Annotated in this window: 17 protein-coding genes and 1 tRNA gene; 6 read left to right on the forward strand and 12 right to left on the reverse strand. The window is 60.3% G+C overall.

The window, feature by feature from the left end; translation table 11 throughout:
- Positions 1-172 precede the first annotated feature (172 nt).
- The gene (locus GPA25_RS16175; protein WP_169261434.1) at positions 173-967 is read left to right on the forward strand and encodes a PEP-CTERM/exosortase system-associated acyltransferase; all 795 of its coding nucleotides are present in this window, start codon (positions 173-175) and stop codon (positions 965-967) included.
- Positions 968-1,014: 47 nt separating this feature from the next.
- On the opposite strand, the gene GPA25_RS16180 is transcribed toward GPA25_RS16175, so the two are convergent.
- The 3 genes from GPA25_RS16180 to GPA25_RS16190 all read right to left on the reverse strand — a co-directional run bounded on the left by GPA25_RS16180 (position 1,015) and on the right by GPA25_RS16190 (position 5,249).
- On the reverse strand, positions 1,015-2,907 hold the full coding sequence (locus GPA25_RS16180; RefSeq protein WP_169261435.1) for a propionate--CoA ligase: 1,893 nt from the start codon (positions 2,905-2,907) through the stop codon (positions 1,015-1,017).
- A gap of 136 nt (positions 2,908-3,043) precedes the next feature.
- Positions 3,044-4,225, reverse strand: a complete 1,182-nt coding sequence (locus GPA25_RS16185; RefSeq protein ID WP_169261436.1) for a GGDEF domain-containing response regulator — start codon at positions 4,223-4,225, stop codon at positions 3,044-3,046.
- A gap of 25 nt (positions 4,226-4,250) precedes the next feature.
- Positions 4,251-5,249 carry an acrylyl-CoA reductase family protein gene (locus tag GPA25_RS16190; RefSeq protein WP_169261437.1) on the reverse strand — a complete coding sequence of 333 codons (999 nt, stop codon included), beginning with the start codon at positions 5,247-5,249 and terminating at the stop codon, positions 4,251-4,253.
- Positions 5,250-5,418: 169 nt separating this feature from the next.
- Between GPA25_RS16190 and GPA25_RS16195 the strand changes: the two genes are divergently transcribed.
- The 3 genes from GPA25_RS16195 to GPA25_RS16205 all read left to right on the forward strand — a co-directional run bounded on the left by GPA25_RS16195 (position 5,419) and on the right by GPA25_RS16205 (position 7,905).
- Positions 5,419-6,276, forward strand: coding sequence for an HDOD domain-containing protein (locus tag GPA25_RS16195; protein WP_169261438.1), 858 nt, complete (start codon positions 5,419-5,421; stop codon positions 6,274-6,276).
- Between the two features lie 122 nt (positions 6,277-6,398).
- On the forward strand, positions 6,399-6,974 hold the full coding sequence (locus tag GPA25_RS16200) for a LemA family protein (RefSeq protein ID WP_169261439.1): 576 nt from the start codon (positions 6,399-6,401) through the stop codon (positions 6,972-6,974).
- Positions 6,975-6,996: 22 nt separating this feature from the next.
- Positions 6,997-7,905 carry an EF-hand domain-containing protein gene (locus GPA25_RS16205; protein WP_169261440.1) on the forward strand — a complete coding sequence of 303 codons (909 nt, stop codon included), beginning with the start codon at positions 6,997-6,999 and terminating at the stop codon, positions 7,903-7,905.
- Between the two features lie 8 nt (positions 7,906-7,913).
- Here GPA25_RS16205 and GPA25_RS16210 read toward each other — a convergent pair whose 3' ends face one another.
- The gene (locus GPA25_RS16210; RefSeq protein WP_169261441.1) at positions 7,914-9,830 is read right to left on the reverse strand and encodes an ATP-binding cassette domain-containing protein; all 1,917 of its coding nucleotides are present in this window, start codon (positions 9,828-9,830) and stop codon (positions 7,914-7,916) included.
- A 113-nt stretch (positions 9,831-9,943) separates the two neighbouring features.
- Here GPA25_RS16210 and GPA25_RS16215 point away from each other — a divergent pair, with 113 nt between their 5' ends.
- Positions 9,944-12,007 (forward strand): site-specific recombinase, encoded by a 2,064-nt coding sequence (locus tag GPA25_RS16215; protein ID WP_169261442.1) that lies wholly within the window; start codon positions 9,944-9,946, stop codon positions 12,005-12,007.
- A gap of 65 nt (positions 12,008-12,072) precedes the next feature.
- Positions 12,073-12,147 (forward strand) — tRNA-Arg (locus GPA25_RS16220).
- Between the two features lie 9 nt (positions 12,148-12,156).
- Here the strand turns inward: GPA25_RS16220 and GPA25_RS16225 are convergent.
- The 8 genes from GPA25_RS16225 to GPA25_RS16260 form a co-directional block, all read right to left on the reverse strand.
- On the reverse strand, positions 12,157-12,909 hold the full coding sequence (locus tag GPA25_RS16225; protein ID WP_169261452.1) for a trypsin-like peptidase domain-containing protein: 753 nt from the start codon (positions 12,907-12,909) through the stop codon (positions 12,157-12,159).
- A 38-nt stretch (positions 12,910-12,947) separates the two neighbouring features.
- Complete coding sequence (locus tag GPA25_RS16230; protein ID WP_169261443.1) at positions 12,948-13,904, reverse strand: transglycosylase SLT domain-containing protein; 957 nt, start codon at positions 13,902-13,904, stop codon at positions 12,948-12,950.
- A gap of 59 nt (positions 13,905-13,963) precedes the next feature.
- Positions 13,964-15,244, reverse strand: coding sequence for a nucleotide sugar dehydrogenase (locus tag GPA25_RS16235; protein ID WP_169261444.1), 1,281 nt, complete (start codon positions 15,242-15,244; stop codon positions 13,964-13,966).
- Between the two features lie 50 nt (positions 15,245-15,294).
- The gene (gene prsT / locus GPA25_RS16240; RefSeq protein ID WP_169261445.1) at positions 15,295-18,090 is read right to left on the reverse strand and encodes an XrtA/PEP-CTERM system TPR-repeat protein PrsT; all 2,796 of its coding nucleotides are present in this window, start codon (positions 18,088-18,090) and stop codon (positions 15,295-15,297) included.
- 2 nt (positions 18,091-18,092) lie between these two features.
- Entirely contained in the window at positions 18,093-19,451 is a 1,359-nt protein-coding gene (gene prsR, locus GPA25_RS16245; RefSeq protein ID WP_169261446.1) for a PEP-CTERM-box response regulator transcription factor, read from the reverse strand.
- Between the two features lie 30 nt (positions 19,452-19,481).
- Positions 19,482-21,548 (reverse strand): XrtA/PEP-CTERM system histidine kinase PrsK, encoded by a 2,067-nt coding sequence (gene prsK / locus GPA25_RS16250; RefSeq protein ID WP_169261447.1) that lies wholly within the window; start codon positions 21,546-21,548, stop codon positions 19,482-19,484.
- A 93-nt stretch (positions 21,549-21,641) separates the two neighbouring features.
- Positions 21,642-23,030 (reverse strand): TIGR03013 family XrtA/PEP-CTERM system glycosyltransferase, encoded by a 1,389-nt coding sequence (locus GPA25_RS16255; protein WP_169261448.1) that lies wholly within the window; start codon positions 23,028-23,030, stop codon positions 21,642-21,644.
- Positions 23,031-23,250: 220 nt separating this feature from the next.
- A complete protein-coding gene (locus tag GPA25_RS16260) occupies positions 23,251-24,219 on the reverse strand; it encodes an alpha/beta hydrolase (RefSeq protein ID WP_169261453.1) in 969 nt (322 codons plus the stop codon).
- Positions 24,220-24,675 lie beyond the last annotated feature (456 nt).

Raw genomic sequence — 24,675 nt, forward strand, 5'->3', positions numbered from 1 at the left:
GCGGCCCCGTTCGCGGAATCTGACACATACCCGCCGATACCAAGATGGACTATGATTACCCGGCAGGAGTCGCGGCGGGAGGATCTTGCAGGCCGGGATCGGGACCTCCATTGGAGACCTGGCACCCTGGATTCAATAAGCATACCGGTAACAGAGCCAAAGGAGACTGCCGTTGCTTCTGTTCGACCGATTCAATCTCGGCCATGGATTCAGAAAATACTTCGAAATCCATCCAGCGACGACTGATTCGCTGCGCGATGACGTCTATCGTGTTCGGCATGAGGTGTATTGCGAAGAACTCCGCTTCGAACCGGTTCGACCTGACCGGCGGGAAACCGACGAGTACGATTCGCATAGCCTTCACTGCCTGTTGAGCACAAGCACGGAACCGAGGAAACCAGTCGGGTGTACCCGCGTCGTCCTGGCCAAGGCCAACGAACCGGATTACCTGCTGCCGTTCGAGCGCACGTGCGCGGCGACGCTGGACCGTTCGATCGTAGATCCGGCACGACTTCCCCGAGAGCAGATCGCCGAGGTTTCGCGGCTCGCGGTGCGCTCCGCCTACCGCCGCCGACGCGGCGAAACGGTGGCTGACGCGCCGATCCATGACGAAGACTTTGGTTCAACAATACAGCCGCGCTTCCCGTACATTCCGATCGGGCTGTATCTGGGTGCCATTGCCCTCGCTGCGCGGAGCGGAATCGAAACCCTTTTCGTACTGACCGAACCACGCCTTGCCTCGCATTTCGCCAAACTGGGGGTCGATGTGCGCCAGATCGGCGGGGCCGTCGAACACCGGGGGACACGCATTCCATCGATGATGGATGTGCAGGGCATTATCAAGGGCATGCGGTTCCTGCTGAAGCCGATGTGGCGGACCATTCAGGAAGAAATCGAGATGGCGTATGAGCAGTCCGCCGGCTCGGATCCAAAGGACAAACGAGCGCCTGATGACCCTCGCAAATAAAAACCGCGCCCAGAGGCGCGGTTTTTATTTGTTGATGCAACCAGCAATCAGCCTGCGATTGCGTCCCGGATCTGTTCAAGCGTGCTCGGATCGTCGATCGTGGTCAGGTCGCCCGGATCGCGACCTTCGGCAAGGGCCTGGATGGAACGGCGCAGCATCTTGCCCGAACGGGTCTTGGGCAGGCCCGAGATGAAGTGTACGCGCGCCGGCCGGGCAATCGCCCCGAGCAGATTGTCGACAGTCTTCATCACTTCCTTCTCCAGCCCGGCACGCTTCTCCGCGGAGTCGACACGCGAGGCATCCTTGACCACGGCGAAGGCCATCGGCATCTGTCCCTTGAGCTGATCGGCGACGCCAACCACGGCCACCTCGGCAATCGCCGAGTGCGCCTGGATGGCTTCCTCGATCTCGCGCGTCCCCAGACGATGACCCGCAACGTTGATGACGTCGTCCATGCGCCCGAGGATGGTGTGGTAGCCATCTGCGTCCTTGATACCCCAGTCGGACGACGAGAAGATCACGGGGTCCTTGAACAGCGTGAAGTAGGTGCTGACGAAGCGGTCGTCCTGCCCCCACACGGTCGACAGGCAACCAGGCGGCAGCGGCGGCACGACACCGACGATTCCCTTCTCGTCCGCCCCGCACTCGGTCCCGTCTTCGCGGAAGATGCGCAGATCGTAGCCATAGGCCGGGAAGCTCGGCGAACCGTACTTGATCGGGGTCTTCTCGATGCCACGGATGGCCGACAGCATCGGCCAGCCGGTCTCGGTCTGCCAGTAATTGTCGATGACGGGAATGCCCAACTCGTCCATGATCCACTTGTGCGTGGTCTCGTCGAGCGGCTCGCCGGCGAGGAACAGGTGTTTGAGCGAGGACAGGTCGTACTTCTTGAGGAAGGCCGGGTCCTGCTTTTTCAGCACGCGCACCGCGGTCGGCGCCGAGAACATCACGGTGACCTTGTACTTCTCGACAATCTGCCACCAGATGCCGGCATCCGGACGCAGCGGCGTGCCTTCGTACATGATCGTGGCCATGCCGGCGAGCAGCGGGCCGTAGATGATGTAGCTGTGACCGACGACCCAGCCGATGTCGGACGTCGAGAACATTGTTTCGCCGGCGTCGCCGGTGAAAATGTGCTTCATCGACGCGGCCAGCGCGACCGCGTAGCCGCCGGTGTCGCGCTGCACGCCCTTGGGCTTGCCAGTGGTGCCCGAGGTGTACAGGATGTAGCTCGGCTCGGACGATTCCAGCCACGTCACCGGCACCTTCGCGTCCATGTGTTTCGCGCGCAGTTCCGCATAATCGACGTCGCGGCCGGCGACCTTCGGGAAACCCTTGTCGAGGCCACGGTCGATGATCAGGACTTTCTTCGGCGGAAATTCTGCCAGCTTGCAGGATTCGTCCACCAGGTGCTTGTACGGCACCGGCTTGCCGTTACGCATACCAGCGTCGCTGCTCACCATCAGCACCGGTTTGGCGTCGTCGATGCGGGTCGCGAGCGAGCCCGCGGCGAAACCGCCGAACACCACCGAATGGATCGCACCGATGCGCGCGCAGGCGAGCATGGCAAATGCCGCTTCCGCAATCATCGGCATGTAGATCAGTACCCGGTCACCCTTGGTGACGCCGAGGTCTTGGTAAATCGCCGCCATACGCTCGACTTCGCGCTGCAGCTCGGCGAACGTATAGATCTTCTCTTCGTCGGTTTCAGTGGAAATATAGACGAGCGCGCGATCGTTCGGGCGCTGGGCTGCGTGGCGGTCCACCGCATTGAAGCAAAGGTTGGTTTCCCCCCCTTTGAACCACTTCACAAACGGCGGATTGGAAAAGTCGCAGATCTGCTCTGCGGGCTTGTTCCAGTCGATGAGCTGGCCCTGCTCGGCCCAGAATTCATCGCGCTTGTCGATGGAACGGCGGTGAAATTCCTTGTACGTGGTCATAAGCTTCCTCTCCCTTCAATGATCCCTGCACTTACTGACATGCCATCAGGCGCTTGACGGGCACCGTCACCAACCGGTTGTCCGTAGCGCCACCTTTTTTTACTGCTTTGTTTTTGTTGTATTGCGATGCTGCCACTCAGGCCTTCTGTGTGCCCTGTGTGCCAGCCTCTGGGCCGGCATTGTAGTTATTCAAGCGTTCAAGCGGAATCCCGCAGGCGAGTCGGGATTCCATCAGTTGCAGCAACGGCATCAGCGTTGCTATCACCAGGGGCAACTGCGTGACAAGCTCGGCGGTCTCACCCGCCTTGATCTGGGAAAGTGCTTGATCGATGCTGATCACCTGTTTCAACAGGCGGTCGACGATCTCCTGGCTAACCTCACCCTGATCGCCGACCACCCGGTTACCACCTGCCTGCTTGCCCGCATCCACCCGTTTGACTGCAACACCGATCAACTCGCTGACGCTTTGTACGCCGTCCACTGCCGAACTGGCGACACCGACCGTGACGCTAATGCGGATACGGTCCTCGCGATAGGTCATGACCAGCTTTTCCATCGCCTTCTGCATGCGCAAGGCGAAGGCGCAACAGCCCGGGAGATCCGTGCTCGGCGACAGCACGACGAACCGTTCGGGAGCGAGTTGGGTGACCGTATCCTCCTTGCGCACCCGGGTCGAGAGAATGCCCGACAACTTGCGGGTCACCAATTGAGCCACATGCGCGCCGTACGAGGCGGTCAGCTGGTCGTAGCGATCGATCTCGACAACCAGCGCACTGAGGTCGGCCTGATGGCGCCGCGCGAGGGCAAGCTCCTGCTCGCCGCGCCACTTCATGTAGGACTCGGTGGCAAGACCCGACACGGGATCGACAGGGCTCTGATTGGCGAGTGCCGCGCGGCTTTCTTCCAGTTCCCGACGCGCCTCCGCGAGTCTGGTGAGCGAGTCGAGGCGTGCCAGAAGTTCCGCGGCACCGATCCCCTTGGTGATGAAATCGTTGGCGCCGAGCTGTCGCGCTCGCTCACGGGCACTATCGTCCTCGTCGCCGGAAATGACGATCACCGGCAATTCGTGCACTCGCGACAACTTGGAACTGCGTATCCGCTGCAATAGACCGTAACCGTCGAGTTGCGGCATGCCGATGTCGGTGAGCACCAGCTGGATCGTCGGGTCGACCAACAAGGCCTGCCAGCCCGCCTCGCCATCGACCTCCTCGCGGAATTCGAAGCGGCCGCGAATCAGCTTCACGATCGAGGCCCGCACCATGCGCGAGTCGTCGACGATCAGCACCTTGGGCAACGGCTGATGTTCTTGCTCGCTCATTGAGGCAGGTCTCCCGGAACGGGTGTCAGGCACCGATATTCACTACGGTACGGCCCTTGATCTCACCCTTTATGAAGGCGTCGAAGGCGTTCGGCAAATCGTCGAACGCGATCGTCCGAGTCACTGCAGCCAGATGACGCGGCTTCAGGTCTGCAGCCAATCGGTCCCATACACGCTGCCGCGTGGGGAAACCCATGTAGCCCGAATCGACACCCAGCAGGCTGACCCCGCGCAGGATGAACGGAAACACTGTGGTATTCAGGTTGAAGCTGGCTGCGTTGCCAATACTTGCGACCGTGCCTGCCTGTTTCATGGTCGCGAGCACCCAGTGCAGGATTTGCCCACCGACGTTATCGACTGCACCGGCCCACTGCGCAGCCTCGAGCGGGCGCACCTTGTCGAAATCGATGCCGTTGCGCAGCCGCACCTCCGTGGCGCCAAGCATCTTCAGGTAATCGGTTTCTGATTCCTTGCCGGTCAGCGCGACCACGTGGTAACCGAGTCGCGCCAGCATGTCGATGGCCAAGCCGCCGACGCCGCCCGTGGCGCCAGTGACAACGACCGGTCCATTCGCGGGAGCAAGGCCGTTGTCTTCCATGCGAACGATCGCCAGCGCCGCGGTGAACCCGGCAGTCCCCAGCGCCATCGATTCAAAAAGATCAAGTCCGTCCGGCAACGGAATCACCCACCCCCCCGGAACGCGAGCGTATTCGGCATAGCCACCATGGTGTGCCACGCCGATATCGAAGCTGGTGGCAATGACCTTGTCACCCGGCCGGAATCGCACATCCGCGCTTTCGACCACCTCACCCGACAAGTCGATACCACCTGCGCAAGGAAAGCGCCGGATGATCTTGCCGGCACCGGTCGCCGCGAGCGCATCCTTGTAATTGATGCTGGAATACCGGACGCGGATCAGTACCTCGCCTGCGTCGAGCCCGTCCCTATCGAGTGTCGCCATGCCGCTGACGACTTTCTTGTTCTCGTCCTGATCGATCAGGAACGCTTTGAACGGTGCATTCACTTGCGGCCTACTCCTCTCCGGTTGCGGTGCGGTGCGGTGCACGAACGTGGTGTTTTTGGGGCCGATTATAGCGAATACCGGCGACCTTCCTTTCAACTCTCCCAATTACCCCTTCATTTCGCAGGATCCGAGGCCGATAATCCCGTCATCAGCCTCCGGCACGACTTTCATGGCCCTCATCGACGCCCCGCTCAATTCGGTCGACGCCTACGTCGATTTCATGTCTGCACAAAATGTGCCGGTACTGCGCCGCACGCTGCGGGAGTTCGAAGTCCTCGCCGTGGGGCAGGATTCCGTCAGCGGCAAGCAGATCGCCGCCGTCGTGCTGGCCGATCCGCTGATGACGATGAAGCTGTTGACCACGCTGCAGGCCAACCGCCCCGCCAAGCAGAATCACGACATCACGACCATCGACCGCGCGATCATGATGATGGGCATCACACCCTTCTTCAACAAGTTCTCGGCGATGCCAACCGTCGAGGACACCCTGGCCGAGCACCCCAACGCGCTGATCGGTGTGCTCAAGGTCATTGGCCGCGCGCGCCGCGCCGCCCACTATGCGCGCGACTGGGCGATCCTGCGGCATGATCTGGATGTCGACGAGGTCACGGTCGCGGCGCTTCTGCTCGAAGCGGTCGAGATCATGTGCTGGACCTTCGCACCGACCCTCACCTTGCGCGTGTACGAAATGCAGCGCGCCAACCACTGGCTGCGCAGCACCGAGGCGCAACGCAAAGTGTTCGGCGTCAGCGAGCAGGAAATCCAGGTCGCCTTGGTGCGGGCGTGGAAGCTGCCGGAGTTGCTGATCACGCTAATGGACGACGCACACGCCGACAATCCGCGCGTGCGCAACGTCCAGCTCGCCGCGGACTTTGCACGCCACCTCGCGTCCGGCTGGGACAACGACGCACTCCCTGACGACATCGCCGAGATCGGAAAACTGGTGCATCTGGGACGTGAGCCGCTTCTGGCGCGCCTGGGAACCCCTGCAGAAGAGCTTTACCGTTTCTTCCCACCCGCAACCTGAAACGGAACCGGGCCACGTATGTGCGGGGCCCAAACGGGACGAGCGCGCGCGCCCGCGCTGGGACCGGTTTGCAGAGACGGGATTGCGTATATGATGCGGCGAAAATAACGGGAGGACACACAATGAGCATTTCTGCAGCTATTGCGTTCGGCATTCTTGTCGTTTCGCTGCTCTATGCGGTTGTCGCGTACAACGGGCTGGTGCAACTCAAGCACAACATTGCCAAGGCTTGGGCCAATATCGACGTGCTGCTCAAGCAGCGCCACGACGAGTTGCCCAAGCTGGTCGAAGTCTGCAAACAGTACAAACAGTTCGAACAGGCAACACTGCAACGGGTGACGGAAGCCCGCGCGCGCGTCGCCAGCGCCCGCGAACAGCAGGACGTCACCGCACTCGGCAAGGCCGAAGGCATGCTGCGCATGGGCCTGGGGCAGATTTTCGCGGTTGCAGAGGCTTATCCCGAACTCAAGACGAACGAGCATTTCATGCAACTGCAGACCCGCATCACGGCGCTGGAAAACAGCATCGCGGACCGACGCGAGTGGTACAACGAATCGGTCAATCTCCACAACGTGCGCATCGAGCAATTTCCTGATCTGTTCATTGCCCGGGTATTCCAGTTCGCAGCAAAGCCTCTGCTCGAATTCGCCAGCGCGGAGAAGACTGATATCGACCTGAAGGCGTTGTTCAGCGTCTGATCCCGGTAGCGCCCCCCGCAGCATGCTGACCCGCCTGCGCCGCGACACCGCGAACGTTACGCTGCCGACACTGCAGTTAGTCACGGTCGCAGCGATCGTTAAGACCCATCCTGGCTGGGGCTGGGTGGTCGGCTTCGGATTTCTGATGACAACGGGCCTGTATGGTTGGCTGCGCTCCATCAAGGCCGGCCGCCTCATCACCGACACCCCGACCTCACGCGTTGCGTCCGCCGCACAGGGTTATGTCGAACTGCGCGGACGCGGGCGCCCGCTCGACGGCACACCACTGCTGTCGCCCGTCAACGGCTTGCCGGTGCTGTGGTACCGGGTACGCACCGAACGCAAACAAAGCGACGGCAAATGGCGCCACGTCGCCACCGACGAGAGCGATGCCTCCTTCCTGCTCGACGATGGCAGCGGTGTGTGTGCCGTTGATCCGGAAGGGGCCGACATGATGGTGAGCCGGCGTGAAGTGTTCCGTCAGGGCGAGCTACGCCACACTCAGTGGTGCCTGATTGCGCAGGACCGGGTGTACGTCATCGGCGATTTTGCGACGCTCGGCAGCATTTCGCCGGAGCTCGACACCGCCCGCCAGATCCGCGAACTGCTCGATTACTGGAAGTCCGACCGTAAGGATTTGCTGGCGCGCTTCGATCTGGACGGCGATGGGGAAATCGATCTGCGCGAGTGGGAGCTTGCCCGTAGTCAGGCACGGCGCGAAGTGATGAAGTTGCGCCACGAGGTACTCTCGGCGCCGGAAGCGCATGTTGTGCGCAAACCGGGGGCGAATCGTCTTTACCTCATCTCGGATCTCGATCCGGACGGCCTGGCGAACCGTTACCGCCTGTGGTCGGCCTTCCATCTTGCGGTGTTTCTTGGCGCAATCGCCGCTGCCGCGTGGTTTCACGGCATCGGCGGTCTCTTGCGCTGAAGGCGGAGTCAGCCCGCACGGCCTTCCAGGATTTCCCAGCGCTCCATCGCCGCTTCAACCTCCGATTCCAGTGCGTCGAGACGCGCCTTGATCCGGGTGATCTCCTGCGGGGCCTGCTGGTAGAGCACCGGGTCGCCCATGCGTGCCTGCAAGGCAGATTGCTCGGCCTCCAGCGCAGCGATGCGATCGGGCAAGGCGTCGAGTTCGCGCTTCTCATTGAACGACAGCTTGCCGGGACGTGGGGCCGGTGCAGACTTGACAGTGGTCGGCGAGGCCTGTCTTGCCTGCGTCGCAACCGAACGCGCCTGCTCCGCGTCACGTTCGGCTGCGGCCTGCGTGACCCGCTGCCAGTCGGCGTAACCTCCCGCGTACTCGCCCCAGCGACCATCGCCTTCGGCGGCGATGACCTGCGTGACGACGTTATCGAGGAACGCACGATCGTGGCTGACGAGAAACAGGGTGCCGTCGTAGCTCGCGAGAAGTTCTTCGAGCAGATCCAGGGTTTCGATGTCGAGATCATTGGTGGGCTCATCGAGCACCATCACGTTCGCCGGACGCGCGAACAGGCGTGCCAACAGCAAGCGGTTGCGTTCTCCACCGGACAGCGACTTGACTGGCGAACGCGCCCGCTGCGGCGCAAACAGGAAGTCGCCGAGATAACCGATGACATGCTTGCGCTCGCCGCCGATCTCGACAAAATCGGAGCCCGGGCTGATGACTTCGGTCAGCGGCAGTTCAGGGTCGAGTTGTGCTCGCAACTGGTCGAAGTACGCGACGGATTGACGCGTGCCGCGACGCACAGTCCCGGCATCTGCCTCAAGTTCGCCGAGAATCAGTTTGAGCAGGGTGGTCTTGCCGGCGCCATTCGGTCCAATGAGACCGACCCGGTCGCCGCGCATGATGCGCGTCGAAAAATCGCGCACCACGACCCGATCGCCAAAACGCTTGGTGACATTGGTTAGCTCGGCGACCATCTGACCGCTCTGCTCCCCCTTGTCGACGGCCAGCTTCACACTGCCGAGCCGATCACGTCGTGCCGCACGGTCCCGACGCAACGCCTCCAGGCGACGCACGCGGCCCTCGTTGCGCGTCCGACGGGCCTCGACACCCTTGCGAATCCACACTTCCTCCTGCGCGAGCACCTTGTCGAAGCGTGCGCTCGCCTTCGCCTCGGCATCCAACTCTTCGGCCTTGCGCCGCAGGTAGTCACTGAATCGTCCAGGGTAGCTGCCGAGCTTGCCACGGTCGAGCTCAATGATACGGGTGGCGATATTGTCAAGAAAGACACGATCATGGGTAATCACGACCACTGCGCCGCGAAAGTCGCGGATCAGCGATTCCAGCCACAGGATGCCGTCGATGTCGAGATGGTTGGTCGGCTCGTCGAGCAGCAGGAGGTCCGGCTCGGCAACTAGCGCACGCGCCAGCGCGACGCGCTTGACCCCGCCACCCGACAGGCTGGAAATCAAGGCGTCGCCGGGTAGCGCAAGGCGGACAATGACTTCATCCACGCGCTGATTGAGCCGCCAGGCATCCGCAGCGTCGACTTCATGTTGCATCGCAGCCAAATGTGCCAACGCGTCCGGAGTCGCCGACTCCGCAACTGCGTGCATCGCGTCGTGATACTGCACCAACAGACGGGCCGCATCGCCCAGGCCGTCGGCGATCGTCGCAAAGACATCGCGCTCACGCGGGAAGTCCGCCTCTTGCGGCACATAGGCCACTTTCAGTCCGGACTGGCGCCACACCGTACCGTCATCGAGCATTGCCTCGCCTGCGATAGCCTTGAGCAGGCTCGATTTGCCCGAGCCGTTGCGCCCGATCAGCGCAACCCGCTCACCTGCGTCGAGCTGGAACTCCGCATGGTCGAGGAGATCGACGTGCCCATAGGCAAGGCAGGCATTGTCGACGGAGAGCAGAGGCATGGTGAGTTACTCGTTGTAAAGGAAACGCATTTTACCGGCCTGCTAAGATGGCGGGCATGATCACGAATTGCGCATCGCAACATTGGTCAAAATCTTCCCCATCGCGAGACCACATGGAACAACTGCTGGAAAACTTTGGCGACGCGAATCACGACGAACTGACGCTGTGGGTACGCCTGATCGATCATCTGCGCCCGCTGCGTGCATCCGATACCGAACGCGCGATTGGCAACTTGCGCCAGCTTTCGGACACCCTGGCGCATCGACCCGAGCTACGAGCACAGCTTAACAGTGCGTTCGGGCGGCTGTTTCGCGAACGCAAGCAGGTCTCGCTCTATGCGTCGTCCGGCCTGCTGCCGTCCACGGGCTTCTTTTCCGAAATCGCGCGGCGCATCGCGGGACGGCTGTTGCCCGACGTGATCGACACCGCGTACATGAAGGACGTCCTGGCAGTATTGTTTCCGCGCCGCGACGACGAAGAGTGGGTCAACGCCATCCCGGACGAACTTTGGCAAGCCGTCCTCCATACATTGCTCGCCGACGAAATACCGGCCGCGGAGACCGACATCCGTACCTTGCCGCAAGGCATGGCGGAAATCCTTGAAGCCCTGCGCGTTCTGTCCTATCACGTCTCCGCAATCGGTCTGGACCCGGAGTTCATCCGCATCGACCCGGACCTGGAGGAGCACGAATCCGCTTTTCTCGCCCAGAATGCCGAGCTGCTTGCCTACATCGACCATTACAAGAATTGGTGGGCCAGCCCGACCGAGCTTGTCGAGGACGAAAAACACCTCAAGGTCATGCTCGACCAGTGCGAGGAGGTTGTGCAGCGCGTGCGCCGCCGCGCGACCAAGCTCGGCACCAGTCTAACGCTGACGTTCAAGCTCGAGCGCCTGCGCCAGCATCTGCGACGCATTACGCGACTTCTCTCCTTACTCGACGGATTGCGCCGGCGCCGCATGCTGGCGGATGTTGCGCCGCAGATCGTGCTCCTGTTCAAAGAGCTGGTACGCTCCGAATGCCGCAAGAACCGCCTTTCCGACTACGTCGGCAAGAATGTCGAATTGCTGTCGCTGCGCATGACCGAAAGCGCCAGCAAGACAGGCGAGCGCTACATCACCTCGACACGTAGCGAGTATTTCGGAATCCTTAGGTCAGCCGCACTCGGCGGCGTTATCATCGCAATGATGGCGGGATTCAAGCTCGTCCTGGGCCGACAGGATTTCGCCCCCCTTACCGCCGCTCTCACTTTTTGTCTGAACTATGGCATCGGCTTCGTTCTGATCCACGTTTTGGGCGGCACCGTCGCCACAAAGCAACCGGCGATGACCGCCAACGCCATCGCCGCCTCGATTGGCGAGACGCGTGGCAAGGGCCGAGAACTGGAAAATCTGGTCGAACTCATCGCGCGCACCGTGCGCAGCCAGTTGGCAGCGATCATCGGCAACGTCGGCGTCGCGGTGCCGCTGGCAATGGTCGTCGCACTATGCATCGCGGCAAGCAGCGGAAATCAATTCGTCAGCCCGGACAAAGCCAAGCTGCTGCTCGACGAGATCGACCCCACTGGCGGCGCCCTGTTTTTTGCCGCAATTGCCGGCGTGTGCCTGTTTCTGTCGGGTCTGATTGCCGGCTACTACGACAACTTGTCCGCCTACGGACGCATTCCGCAGCGCCTGCTGCAACTAAGCTGGGCGCGTCGGGTGTTCGGCGAGGCCCGCATGCAGCGTATCGCCCGCTACGTCGAGAACAACCTTGGTGCGCTGGCGGGAAATTTCTTTTTCGGTTTTCTGCTTGGTGGCGTTACCGCGCTGGGCGTGCTCTTCGGCCTGCCACTGGATATCCGCCACATCGCATTTTCATCCGCCTACGTCGGTTACGCCACGGTCGGGCTGGATTTCGAGCTCGGCTGGCGAATGGTGGTGCTGGCGGCATCCGGCATCGCATTGATCGGGCTGACCAACCTCGCCGTAAGCTTCTCCCTGACGCTATACGTCGCGATGCGCGCCCGCCGCATCACTTTTGCGCAGGGGCGCACCCTGATCGGGATGACCCTACTGCGCTTCCTGTCTCGCCCGCAGGATTTCCTGCTGCCACCGAGCAGCAACAAATCCGACGATCCTCCGCAATCCGGCCCCGCGCGTGAGGAAGTCAGAAGCAATGGTGCAATCAACACGTGATAAATGCAGCCGAATAATGCGGCGCGCTTGGTCCTGAGCGCCCGAACGGCTAGAATTGCGCGCCTCTCCTCGTAGTTCAATGGATAGAACGAGCGCCTCCTAAGCGCTAGATGTGAGTTCGATTCTCGCCGAGGAGACCACGCTACCGGTTATTGCAGCCCCTTGAGCAAGGCCTTGAGGTGCGCCACCGGAATGGCGTACGTAATGCCGGATGGATCACTGAGGGCACTTTCCTTGGTGTTCTTGACGAACACCATATTCACTATCCCGAGAATCTGACCCGTTTCAGTGTCGAACATCGGGCTGCCGCTATTCCCCGGATATGCTGTCGCGTCAAGCTGATAGACGCGGAACGCATCACTGGCGAGGCGCCGGATCAATGCGGGATTAAGCGCCCCGGAATTGGCCTGTGGAATGCCGATTGGCGTTATCGCGGCAACAATGCCACGGTGGGTCACAGGCGACAAACCCAGCACGCTGCCGATCGGAAACCCGGTAAACGCGATGCTCTGCCCTTCACTCACCAACTCGCTATCCGCCAGCGGCAAAGCGGGCAATGGCGCTCCCTCCAGGCTCAGCACGGCCAAGTCGCTGTTCTTGTCGACCGACGTCTTGGTGACCTTGCGCACCATGCTCTGCACCTCACCGGGTAAGGCGATCACCAGCGATTCGAACTGCTCCGCCGGAGACAACGCTGGAATAACATGCGCGTTGGTCGCGACGAGGAGGCCATTTCCAACCACGAAACCAGTCCCAAGAAATCGAAAGGGAGGGGTTCGTGTGCGCTGGTACGTACCCACTGCCACGATCGACGGCTTGATGCGTGGCACGGTAGCGACAAGGTCAGCGGATGCGGTGCCGGGCCACGGTGCGCACAGCCATGCCAGAGTAAGCAACGGGATCCAGCGATTGCAACGCCGACAGCAGACTGAAGCTCGCCTCAAGAATCCACCTCTCGCTGACTGACGAGTTCGAGTCCGGGCAACACGGTGCTGGGTTCCGTAATACTGCTGTCGTAAGGATGCTGACGACGCTTGACGAATGCCAGGATCCGTGCCACATAGGCTTTTGTTTCCGGGTATGGCGGCACCCCACGGTAGCGATCCACGGCTCCTTCACCGGCGTTGTAACCTGCCGCCGCTAGCGCGATGTCACCGCGAAAATAAGCCAACAGCCACCGCAAATATGCCAGACCGCCCTTGATGTTATCAACCGGGTCGAACGGATTGCGAACATTAAAGCGCGCCGCCGTCGCCGGAATCAGCTGCATCACCCCCATCGCATTTTTCGGCGACACCGCGACCGGATTGAGGCCTGATTCGGTCAGGGCAATCGCGAGCGCAAGGCGCGGGCTGATGGCGTAATCGCGCGCCAGCTTAACGACCGTGCGGGCAATGCTCTGGCGCGGAGCCGCCAGTGCCTGAATATGGCTTTCTGCGCTCCAGCCCGCCTCGAGTTGCTGTTCGGACGGTGGCTGCAGACAGTCTGGCACGTCGCCCACGTAATCGCCGGTAAAACGTCGCATCCGCTCGGCCTGTGCGTGTCCCAGAAACGCGGCCATCGCGAACAGCGTACCGGCATATGCATCACTGCGCGGCAGACCACGTCCGTTCGCATACATCCAGCCCAACGAATGCATTGCTTCGGCATCACCCAACCGCGCCGCCTCGCAATACAGCGCAGCGGCCTTAACGGGATCACGCCCAACACCTTCGCCATGTTCGTGGGCGACAGCTTGTTCAAGAAGATAGCGTGCGCGCCCGGCAACCGCCCGATCTGGGAAGGACTCGGGTCCGTCCCTTTTCGCGATCGCGGCAGTGGATACCGCAACGCCCGCTGCCAGCAGCCACGGCGCAAGCAAGCGAAATCGTCGGTTGGCCCTGCATCGCTGCTTCATCCTTGCCCCTCCCGGCCCGACCTGCGTCTGCGCCCTTACCTGCGTTCTAGCAGATCCGGCTAAAGCCGCCAAACAGTTACGCCTGCTGCCGCTAACGAGTGATGGTCATAGGTGGACTTAACATCCACGAAAATCCCGGCAGGCAGAAGCTTGTCAGTCATTCCTTCGAGCGGCATTTCGAGGTAGGCGCGGTGCGACACCGCGGCAACCACGGCTGCAGCACGCGGCAGTGCGTCCCATTCCGTCAGGCTGACGCCATATTCGTGCCTAGCCTCCGCCGACGCCGCGACGGGATCATGAACATGTACCCGGCAGCCAAAACTCTCCAGCTCCCGGATCACGTCAATGACCTTGCTGTTGCGCAGATCGGGGCAGTTTTCCTTGAAGGTCAGCCCTAGCACTATCACGTCACAGCCGCGGATCGAATGGCCCGCCTGAATCATCTGCTTGACGGTCTGCTCGGCTACATATTTGCCCATACCGTCATTGATCCGACGCCCCGCAAGGATCACGTCGGAGTGATACCCAAGCATCTCGGCCTTGTGCGTCAGGTAGTACGGATCGACACCGATGCAGTGCCCGCCGACCAGACCCGGCCGGAACGGCAGGAAGTTCCACTTCGTTCCGGCTGCCTGCAACACTTCGAGGGTATCAATGCCGATCTTGTGAAAGATCACCGCCAGTTCGTTCATCAGCGCGATGTTCAGGTCGCGCTGGGTGTTCTCTATCACTTTCGCCGCCTCGGCCACCTTGATTGAACTTGCAGGATAGATGCCGGCGGTGATAATCGAACCGTAGATGTCCTTGACTTTCTCCAGCGTCTGCGGGGTGTCACCGGAAACAACTTTGACGATCTTCGTGACGGTGCGCTCCTTATCACCCGGGTTGATCCGCTCGGGGGAATAACCGACGAAAAAGTCCTGCTTCCATTTCATCCCGGACTCACGTTCGATGATCGGGACGCAAACCTCTTCGGTCGCCCCCGGATACACCGTCGATTCGAAAACCACGACCGCACCACGCTTCAAATTGCGTCCAACTGTCCGCGATGCCCCGATCAACGGCGTAAAGTCGGGCTGGTGAGCGTGATCAACCGGTGTCGGCACGGCGACGACGATGAAATCCGCCTCCGCGAGCACCTCCGGATCGGAATGACAGGACAATCGCGTCGCAGCACGCAAATCCTCGGACGAGACCTCTCCTGTCGGGTCGAAGCCTTCGCGATAAGCCGACACCTTCTCGGCCGACAGATCGAACCCCAGGGTCCGGAATTTCTTGCCAAATTCCACGGCAAGCGGCAGGCCCACATACCCCAGGCCAATGACAGCAAGTGTGGTCATGTGTCGACTTCCATAAAAAATTAACTGCTCTTACGCGCTGATGGGCCCACTCAGAGCTTGTCCTTCAGCGCGCCCAACTCCGTGCGATGGGGACTGTCTGCCGGCAATTTTTCCAACAGCGTGGTAACTTCCTGGCGCGCTTCATCCTTGCGACCAAGCCTTACGTACGTCTTGGCCAGATTGACCCGCATTGCCCAGCCGGTCGGAGCCAGCGATACCGCTCGACGCAGGTTCTCCACGCCTTTCTCGGCCTGCCCAAACTCCACCTGCAGCATCCCCAGCGTGTCCAGCACGGCTGGATTGTCCGGCGAAAGGCGCAATGCCCGTTCCGCCAGCGCAAGCGCTTGCGGATCCTTTCGCTGGCCGGCGATCCACGCGAGATTGTTGATGACCAGCGGAGCATCGGGCTTGATTTCATTCATCTTGCGGTAGAGCTTTTCAGCATCATCCAGACGACGTTCAGTAAGCGCCCGGTCCGCGAGAAAAGCTCGCATTTTGATGTCATTAGGGTTTGCGCGGAGCCAGTCGCTCACTGTCTTCACCGCATCGGCGCTCTTACCGCTGTGCATCTGCGTCGCATACAGCTTGATCGCAACTTCCGACGTTTTTTCAAGGTCGAGCGCCTTGCGAAAAGCCGGCAATGCCAGCGCCCAGTTTTTCGTAAGAATATGGATATCACCTTCCAGCGCCCAACCGGTGGACATTTTCGGACGTTGCTTCTGAACCGTACGAGCGATTTCGAGCGCGTCGTTGGTCCGTTTGTCTTCGAGGTACAGCAATACCAATCTCCGCTGCGCGTCGACGAAATCAGGCTTGAGACTCAGTGCGCGCTTCAGGGATTGTTCCGCTCCCACACGATCCTTTGTCAGACGCTGTGCGTCAGCCAGCTCGATCAGGGGTGACACGGCCTGAGGAAGCAAACCCACCTGCTTGCTGAACGCCGCGATTGCCTGCTGCTGATCACCCGCAGCAAACTGCGAACGTCCAAGCATGCGGAGCACCCTGGGATCATTGGGGTGTGCTGCGGCCACCTCCTGCACCATTGCCAGTGCCTTCTTCGTATCACGCTGCTCCAAGTCATGGTGCACAAGTGCCAGCTTGGGCGCGACGGCGGCCGGATCCGAACGGGTCGCACGCTCAAGCACCTCACGGACCGCTTCGGGCTTGGCCCCGGTGCTTACAAGCAGATCTGCCAGGAGCAAGTAAGCTTGAATCCTTTTCGGATTCGCCGCGATGATTGCCTCGAAACGTTTTACCGCATCCTGCGGACGCTTCTCCATCAGATCCATCCGCGAGAGACTGAGGGCAGCAGGCAGATGATCGGCCTTCAGCGCGAGCGCCTTCTCCAGCGCCGCACGCGCACCGGTCAAATCCTTTTTCGCTGCAAGGATCCCGCCCTTGAGCGTATACGTCTGCGGACTATCCGGCTGTTTACTCTCGAGCCTACGCTGTGCGGCAAGTGCCTTGTCCAGCTCCCCACGTCGCAAATGCACCAGAATAAGGGCTACATCGGCCTCCCCGACACTTGTCGAAAATTGTGACGCCGCCTCAAGGTCGCTCATTGCGTCGACAGAATCGCCTGCGAACAACCGCGAAATGCCGAGTTGCATCCGCGCTACCGCGTCATCCGGCCTTGCTGCCGCGACTCTTGAAAAATTTTCTGATGCCTTTTCGATATCGCCGTTTGCGGCGTAGATCTGCCCAGCGAGTTTCAGCGTTTCCACGTCGGGCGCGTCGGCCTCGAGCAGGGGATCCAATGTCTCCAACGCCGACAACGGCTCTCCTGAAGCCAGTTGCGATTGCGCCAGGGCCCGGCGTGCTACCGTCTGGCCCGGTGCCCGCCCAACGACCGCGGCCAAATGCTCCTGGGCAAGTACATGCTCATTGAGACGCGCATGGATCATTCCAGCCAGCACGCGGCCAGGCAGGAAGTCCGGTGTCAACCGGACAGTCTCAGAAATGTGCTCACGCGCCACCGACAATTTCCCATCGCGGAATTCGACCATGGCCTGCAGATACCGCGTAAGCGGATGAGCGGGGGCCACTTTCCGCATCGCCTCGAGGCGCGGGCCCACCGCCTCGAAGTCCCCCTTCTGAAGCAACAACGAAATCAGCACGAAGTGATAATTGATCGCGCTGGGGCGAGCTTTCACCGCAGCCCCTAATGCATCGATGGCCTCGCCGACCTGCTTGCGGGCCAACAGCACGTCCGCACGCAAGACATGTGCTTCGGCCTCATCACGCCCCCCCGGACGCGCTGCCAACACCGCATCAGCCGCCGCCATTGCCCCATCGAGGTCAGCAGCAATGAGTTGTGTCCGTCCCAAGCCGATTTTGGACGAAGCATCCATCGGATTTGCGCTCAGCGCCGCTTCGAAGGCAGCTTTGGCGTTTGCGGTATTTTTCCGCCCCAGATGGGCATCCCCTACCGCCCCCAACACCAGCGCCTGGGCAGTCGGATCCTCAAGGCTCGTACCTTCGAACTCCTTCAGAACCTGATCGAACTCCCCTAGCTGCACCATTGCACGAGCCAGCGGCGGACTGACCTGAGCCGCAGGAAAACCCAACTCCCCCGCGCGGCGCAACTCCTTGACTGCGCCGGTCAGATTCCCCTGTTGCAAGTTAACCGTGCCCAGCAGAAAACGCGCCTCGGCCAGTTTGCCGTTTTCCTGTAACGCGTTCTTCAGCTGAATGCTTGCTGCGTTCAGATCATTTTTCGCCAGGTATTGCCGAGCCGATTCGACCATCGCTTCAGGACTGTCGCCGCACCCCGCCAGCAGCGCAACACACAGCGCCCCCAGCACGAGTCGTCGACCAGATGCAGGAAAAACCATCGCACGAGACACGGTCAATTCTCCTTCTTCAAACCAAAGCGATTCATCAGGTCGTACAGTGATGGCCTGCTGATACCAAGAATATCGGCTGCCCGCGCGATGTTTCCGTTCGTGCGAGCAAGCACACGTACCACCGCGCGACGCTCCGCCTCGTCACGCACATGACGCAGATTAAGGTGCTCAAGGTCCGCCTCCACGGGGTCGAGTCCAAGATCCTCCGCGGTGATACGCGTTGAATCGGCCATGATGACTGCACGCTTGAGACAGTTTTCCAGTTCGCGGACATTACCTGGCCATCGGTGCGATTCGATGGCCGCCAACGCATCATCGCCCAAATGCATGCCGCCTCTTCCGCTTTCCTTGGCAAAGCGCTGGATGAAGGCATGCGCGAGGAGGGTCGCATCCCCTTCCCGGTCACGTAACGGCGGGATGTCAATCACGATCTCGGCGAGCCGGTAATAGAGATCTTCGCGAAACAGGCCGGCACTGATCTGCGCCTTGAGATCGCGATGGGTTGCGCAGACCACACGCACGTCCACGGGAATTTCGGTGCGCCCGCCAATACGCTCAATTACCCGCTCCTGCAGAAAGCGCAACAGCTTCGCCTGAAGCGCCATTGGCAGATCGCCGATTTCATCGAGAAAGAACGTACCCTTATGCGCTGCTTCGATTTTCCCCAAGGTCTGTTTGGCCGCCCCGGTAAAAGCGCCTTTTTCGTAGCCGAAAAGTTCGCTTTCCAGAAGATTCTCTGGAATGGCGGCGCAATTGATCGCCATGAACCGTTCGCGCACACGAGGCGACAGCGCATGCAGACCACGTGCCAGTATCTCCTTGCCAGTGCCACTCTCACCCAATAACGCTACAGTCACATTAGCCGAAGCAAGTTTTTCAACCGTACGGCATATCTTTAGCATTGACGGGTCTCGGGTCAGGATGCCCGAGAGCGCGCTCCCCTGCTGCGCTTTAAGGCGCATGTTTTCCGCCTGAAGATCGTGCAACCGAAAGGCGCGATCGATCGTCAGCGCCAACAATTCAGGCTCAAAGGGTTTGCCGAAAAAATCGTATGCCCCCATCGCCACCGCCTTTACTGCATTCTCGCGGTCATGCTGGCCAGTCAACACAATCACCTTGGTATCCGGCGCCAACGCCAGCATCTCGCCTAACAACCGAAAGCCCTCAACCACATCATCCGGTGTCGGTGGCAGCCCCAGGTCCATCGTCACCACTGCGGGTTCGTGCCGCCGCAACTGGGCGATGGCACTCTCCCTGTCGTCGGCAACGATCGTCTCGAACGCATCGAACGCCCAACGCATCTGCTTCTGCAGTGCGGGATCGTCCTCGACTATCAGGAGAGTTCGTCGCTTGTCGTTCATGATCCCTTCGTCATCATCGCAAGATTGCGATCAACTGCCGCCCCCGCGAACCGCCGCCGGAAGCGTGACAGTTACCCGTGTTCCCCGCCCAGGTTCACTATCAAACAAGAGGCGACCACCGAGTTCGTGAATATACTGCTGGGCCTCAAATACGCCGAGCCCCATGCCACCCGCCTTGCTTGTCTGAAATGGCTTGGAAAGACGTTCACGGATAAACTCCTTTGTCATTCCGCAACCATTGTCCTCGACCAGAACACGAACTGCATCACCGTCAACCCGGGCCACCCGCGTCACTACACTACCATCCTCCGGCGTCGCGTCGAGCGCATTCTGCACGAGATGCCCAATCACTCGCTCCAACCGTTCAGGATGCGCCAAAACCTCGATTGGCAATTCATCCGAGATATCCACTTCAACTTGCGGGCGGTGATGACGCTTGGCCACCTGCACACGCCCGATCAACGCACCCACCTCCACCCGCCGCGGAGGATCAATGGAACGCTTCTCCTGCAACTGGGCCATCAACGCGCGCATACGTGACTCCACATGAGCGACCGTTGCGAGCATATCCTCCTGAAACTCCGGGTTATGCTTGTGTCGCTCGGCATTTTTCAGCATCAGCGATAGCTGCGCGACAAGATTCTTCAGATCATGCACCACAAACGCAGACATGCGATTGAAGGAGTCGAACTTCCGCGATTCGAGCAAGGCCTCAGCAGCCTGCATCCGCGCGAGATAACTCGCCGCCTGCCGTTGTGCCGTCTTGAGTAGATCCAGCACCTCCCAGTTAACCTCGAAAGGCGTTCGTGGTGCATTCAGCACTGCGAAGCCAACCAGAGCGCCCGCTGACTTAAGTGGCAACACCAGCCAGGCGTCCGGCATCGACGACAGCCACTCGGGCAGCGTCAGACCCTCGTAGAGCCCGGGACGAGCACGAAACTCCTCAAGGTTGATGATCCACTCGCGTTCGTCAAGAAATCGACAGAACGCGCTGCCTTCATCCTCGATTGCATCCGATGCGATCTGGTTGAGACGCGCGTGTATGGAATAGCGCCCACCCGAGTCCCTCAACCAGAGCGCGCCGCCAGAACTTTCGACAAGGTCGGATAATGCCTTGATGACCGACTGACCGAGGTCCATTGTTCCACCGGCAGCCGACATAGCCTGGGTAAAGCGCAACCACTCATTACGGTAATCGTAGCGATATGGAAACAGATGCTTGTTGAGGAACACACGCAGACGGGCCCGCTGAGCCCCCGAGAATAAAAAAACCCCGAGCAACAGCAGACCGGCGAACAACAACGCAAGCTGGAGCGCGCGCCCCCAGTCACCACCGACGTAGCGAACGTAATAGCCGGCCCCGGCAATCACAAGCAGGTAAAGACCCGACAATGCCAAGGCCGTCGAGTGGAAAACCATCTCCCGTGATACCGTGATATGCAGTGTCCAGGCAGGGTTTCGGCCTGCCGACAACGCAATCAGCGGAATCGTCAGCGCATGCGCCACCCCTCGCACGCCCCAGACGTCGGCGTCCAGCCGGCCGAACAGAAAACCATCCGCAAATAGATACAACTCAAAAATATACCCGGCTGATAGAGCCAGGCACAGTGGCTTCAAGCCCCACCGTGACTCACCCGGCATTCCGCGAAACAGCTGCTCGACCAACACCAGCCCCAGCACGGCCCCGCCAAGAAAACTTCCCAGCAGCAGTTTGGTCGCGACCTCCCCGAGCGCAAAGTCGAAGCCGGCATTAACGACCGCCAGGAGTTCCGCGAGAAGCACCCCGGTCGTCACCAGCACCGGCCAGCGCCGGCGTGCCGCCCCAAGCGGCTGTAGCAGAATGAGGAGAAACCCGAGCCAGCAGACCTGGCGCAGGATATCGAGCACCCAGCCCAACAGGCTGATCCAGGCAGCCGGATTCGCAACGACAAATGTGCTCGCGAGCGCCCACAAGGCGCTGCTCGCGACCGCCACTAGCAAGACCCCGCCGGCTACCCCGCCCCGCCACCCGTGCAAAAGGTAAACACCAAACAACACATAGGCACCGGAAGCAACGCCATAACCCAACCCCGCTGCGTTTGACAACTCAGCCCCCATTCACCCTCCACGGCAAGCCTTCGTCTGCGGCCGGCACGTTGGAATTCGGCGGCGCGGCACGCTGCACCCGGTCATACGTCACGGGAGATCTGCTCAGTGTGCCCCTTCTCCGGTCAGAACAACACGGACGGTCTCGAAAAGTACAAGCGTGTCGAGTACCAGATTGTGATTCTTCACGTAATAAAGGTCGTACTGGAGTTTCTGGATTGCGTCATCCACCGAAGCCCCGTACTGGTAACGGACCTGTGCCCAGCCGGTCACTCCCGGTTTCACACTATGGCGAACCGCATAAAAGGGTATCTCACGCTCAAGCTGGTCAACAAAATAAGGCCGTTCCGGCCGCGGACCAACAAGGCTCATCTCACCGGACAGTACATTGAACAGCTGTGGCAACTCATCAATGCGCAATCTGCGGATCACCCGCCCCACACGCGTCACCCGATCATCGCCGGATGATGCCCAACGCGGCTTGCCATCCTTCTCGGCATCCCGCCGCATGCTTCGGAATTTGATTACGCGAAATACTCGACCCCGCTGGCCAACCCGTTCCTGCCGATAAAACACTGGCGCGCCATCCTCAAGCACGATCAGTACTGCGGTCAGAAGCATAGCCGGCAAGGCTACGACCAACAGCGTACCGGATGCGATCAGGTCAAAACACCGCTTTACGGCACTGCGTGCCAGCCCCTGCCGGAACCCGTCACCATAGATCAGCCAACTCGCCTTCAGTGAGTCGATCCGCACCTGCCCCTTCGCGCGCTCAAAAAACGACGACAAGTCCATCACGCAAACGCCGCGGAGTTTGCAGTCAAGCAATTCGCGAATTGGAAGGACCCCTCCGCGCCGCTCCTTTACAGCCACGATCACGTCATGGACGCGCCGCTGCCTGACAGCCTCGAGGAGCCCGTGATCGCCGGACACAATCTGAGCGGGATCGACATCAATCGAATCCTCGTTTCCAGAGGGATAGAACCCGACAATCTCCATACCGCCCTGCGCCGGGCTACCGAGCGATCTCGCCACCGCCGCAGCCTCAGGCCCGGTACCGATAATCAAGACGCGTGGAGCAAACGCCGACGTCGCCCGATGCCGATTCACCACTCCCCGCATCAGGAGTACAAGGCCAAGCAACAGCACAACGGATATCTGCATCGCCTCCGATGCAAAGTAATTCCATGGCAACACCGAAAACACGCCGAAAGCCAAGGGGATGCTGACCAAAATCGAGACCAGCACACGTGCCGTGGTGCTACGCACCGAGCCATCGCTCGACGTTGACCGGTACAAACCCAACGCACTATTGAGTACGATCATCACAGCAGCAAACAACAAAGCGGACGGAACGATGACGCGCCAATCCACCGTTGTGCCGTGCACTTGAAAGGCAACCGCCAACAGGACTGCGACAAAGAGCACCGACGCATCGAAAACGATCTGCTGCAACGTATGCGATGGGAAATACTGGCTGAACACCCGTAGCATGGTACTCGTCCCCCGTTCCCAAGATCCGGCTTCCGATCGATGTCACGGCGACAATTAGCGCGCTATGCTGTCACCGTCGGTTCTCGGCACAGCCACGCGTCATCGCAGCAAGGACCTTGACGGACTCTAACGCCTGCAGCGAGAAGCTGTCGTTAAACACGTCACAGCCTCTCTATACACACTCGCTTGGCATTATTCATACCGCACAGAATGCAATTTTTTATCTTTTAGATTCAACAGATTGATAAATCTTTAAGACATCCTGCAAACGCCGTGAAATTTGCGCTACGACCTCCTCTGCCTCGTGAAAAAGCTTGCCCAATGTAATGAAGCCGTGAACCATCCCCTCTACTCCAAGATGCTCCACCGCGCCGCCCTCCAAACGTACACGTTCCGCAAACGCAAGACTGTCATCGGTAAGCGGATCGCATTCTGCGGTAACTAGCAGCACCGGAGGCAAACCGGCGAGCGACTCAGCTCGCATCGGCGACGCCCGCCAATCCTCGACGTCCCCTTGTGGAAGGTATCGCTCGACGAACCATACAAGACTCTCTTGATCGAGAAAGTATCCCTGCCCGAACAACTCCCGCGATGTCCTAGCACTCTGCATCTCCGTACTCGGATAAATCAACACCATGTAGCAGATAGGCACCGATCCACGATCACGCGCAAGCAGGGCCGTGACGATTGAAAGATTACCCCCCGCACTGTCACCCGCAAGCGCGATGCGATTCGGATCTACCCCTAACAGAGCGGCGTTCTCCCACGCCCATTCAGCCGCAAACAAGCCATCCTCGATCGCCGCCGGAAATGGATGCTCAGGCGCAAGCCGATACTCTACGGAGAACACCGCACATCCCGAGGCATTCGCGAGTTGCCTGCAAAGCGAGTCATGAGTTCCGACGTTGCCGACGCACCATCCGCCGCCATGAAAATAAATTACCAAGGGCAACACGTCGTCCGCAGCCGCCGCCAGAGGACGATATAGGCGGGCCAGCAGTGCCGCCCCATCGTCGCGCGCCATAGGTACCTCGGTCGTCGACGCCACCGGCTGCGGTGCGGCCCCGAACGCAAACTGCAACTTGCTGAACGAATGCCGTGCTTGCGCTACGGTCAATTCATGGAAACGTGGCGCGCCTACGCGATAAACCATATCAAGCAAGGTTTTCGCTTGTTCCGAAAGTGCCATCGTAAGGAGACGAACAACCCAGAGGTCCAGGTTGCTGCAATGGGAGTTCAAAGAAGATTGATTGTAACAGACCCCCCGAGCCGACCTTTCCTCTGACCTCTGCCCTTCGGCAACAGTCATCGGCTTCTTGCGGGGCAGGTCGCTCGCGCATGGTAAACCGTTCGGCGAATGGGAGGTGATGTTGAAGGAGCAGCGCGAAGTGTCGGCGCAGGCCCAATATTGCCCCTGCCCCTCTCGCGCGTTGATGCTGTTGTCGGGAGGGGGCGGCCGTCCCGTTGTTTGCCGCCGATTGCAAGGCCTTTTGCGTTTTGGCGGAGGGTGTCTGTGTGGAGTTGACGTAAAAAAGCCGCTGATCCTGTAGAGGAAGAGCGGCTTTTTTGGCATAGGTAGTCTGACGATGACCTACTTTCGCACCCACGAAGGGCACTATCATCGGCGCGGTCCTGTTTCACGGTC

It is taken from the genome of Aromatoleum diolicum (genome assembly GCF_012910955.1).
Classification (GTDB): Bacteria; Pseudomonadota; Gammaproteobacteria; order Burkholderiales; family Rhodocyclaceae; genus Aromatoleum; species Aromatoleum diolicum.

What these genes read in the sequence shown, in the direction of transcription:
- GPA25_RS16260 (WP_169261453.1), bottom strand. Translation starts at nt 24,219, where the DNA reads ATGGCACTTTCGGAACAAGCGAAAACCTTGCTTGATATGGTTTATCGC.
- GPA25_RS16235 (WP_169261444.1), bottom strand. Translation starts at nt 15,244, where the DNA reads ATGACCACACTTGCTGTCATTGGCCTGGGGTATGTGGGCCTGCCGCTT.
- GPA25_RS16185 (WP_169261436.1), bottom strand. Translation starts at nt 4,225, where the DNA reads ATGAGCGAGCAAGAACATCAGCCGTTGCCCAAGGTGCTGATCGTCGAC.
- GPA25_RS16200 (WP_169261439.1), top strand. Translation starts at nt 6,399, where the DNA reads ATGAGCATTTCTGCAGCTATTGCGTTCGGCATTCTTGTCGTTTCGCTG.
- GPA25_RS16215 (WP_169261442.1), top strand. Translation starts at nt 9,944, where the DNA reads ATGGAACAACTGCTGGAAAACTTTGGCGACGCGAATCACGACGAACTG.
- GPA25_RS16180 (WP_169261435.1), bottom strand. Translation starts at nt 2,907, where the DNA reads ATGACCACGTACAAGGAATTTCACCGCCGTTCCATCGACAAGCGCGAT.
- GPA25_RS16255 (WP_169261448.1), bottom strand. Translation starts at nt 23,030, where the DNA reads ATGCTACGGGTGTTCAGCCAGTATTTCCCATCGCATACGTTGCAGCAG.
- prsK (WP_169261447.1), bottom strand. Translation starts at nt 21,548, where the DNA reads ATGGGGGCTGAGTTGTCAAACGCAGCGGGGTTGGGTTATGGCGTTGCT.
- GPA25_RS16195 (WP_169261438.1), top strand. Translation starts at nt 5,419, where the DNA reads ATGGCCCTCATCGACGCCCCGCTCAATTCGGTCGACGCCTACGTCGAT.
- GPA25_RS16230 (WP_169261443.1), bottom strand. Translation starts at nt 13,904, where the DNA reads ATGAAGCAGCGATGCAGGGCCAACCGACGATTTCGCTTGCTTGCGCCG.
- GPA25_RS16205 (WP_169261440.1), top strand. Translation starts at nt 6,997, where the DNA reads ATGCTGACCCGCCTGCGCCGCGACACCGCGAACGTTACGCTGCCGACA.
- prsR (WP_169261446.1), bottom strand. Translation starts at nt 19,451, where the DNA reads ATGAACGACAAGCGACGAACTCTCCTGATAGTCGAGGACGATCCCGCA.
- GPA25_RS16210 (WP_169261441.1), bottom strand. Translation starts at nt 9,830, where the DNA reads ATGCCTCTGCTCTCCGTCGACAATGCCTGCCTTGCCTATGGGCACGTC.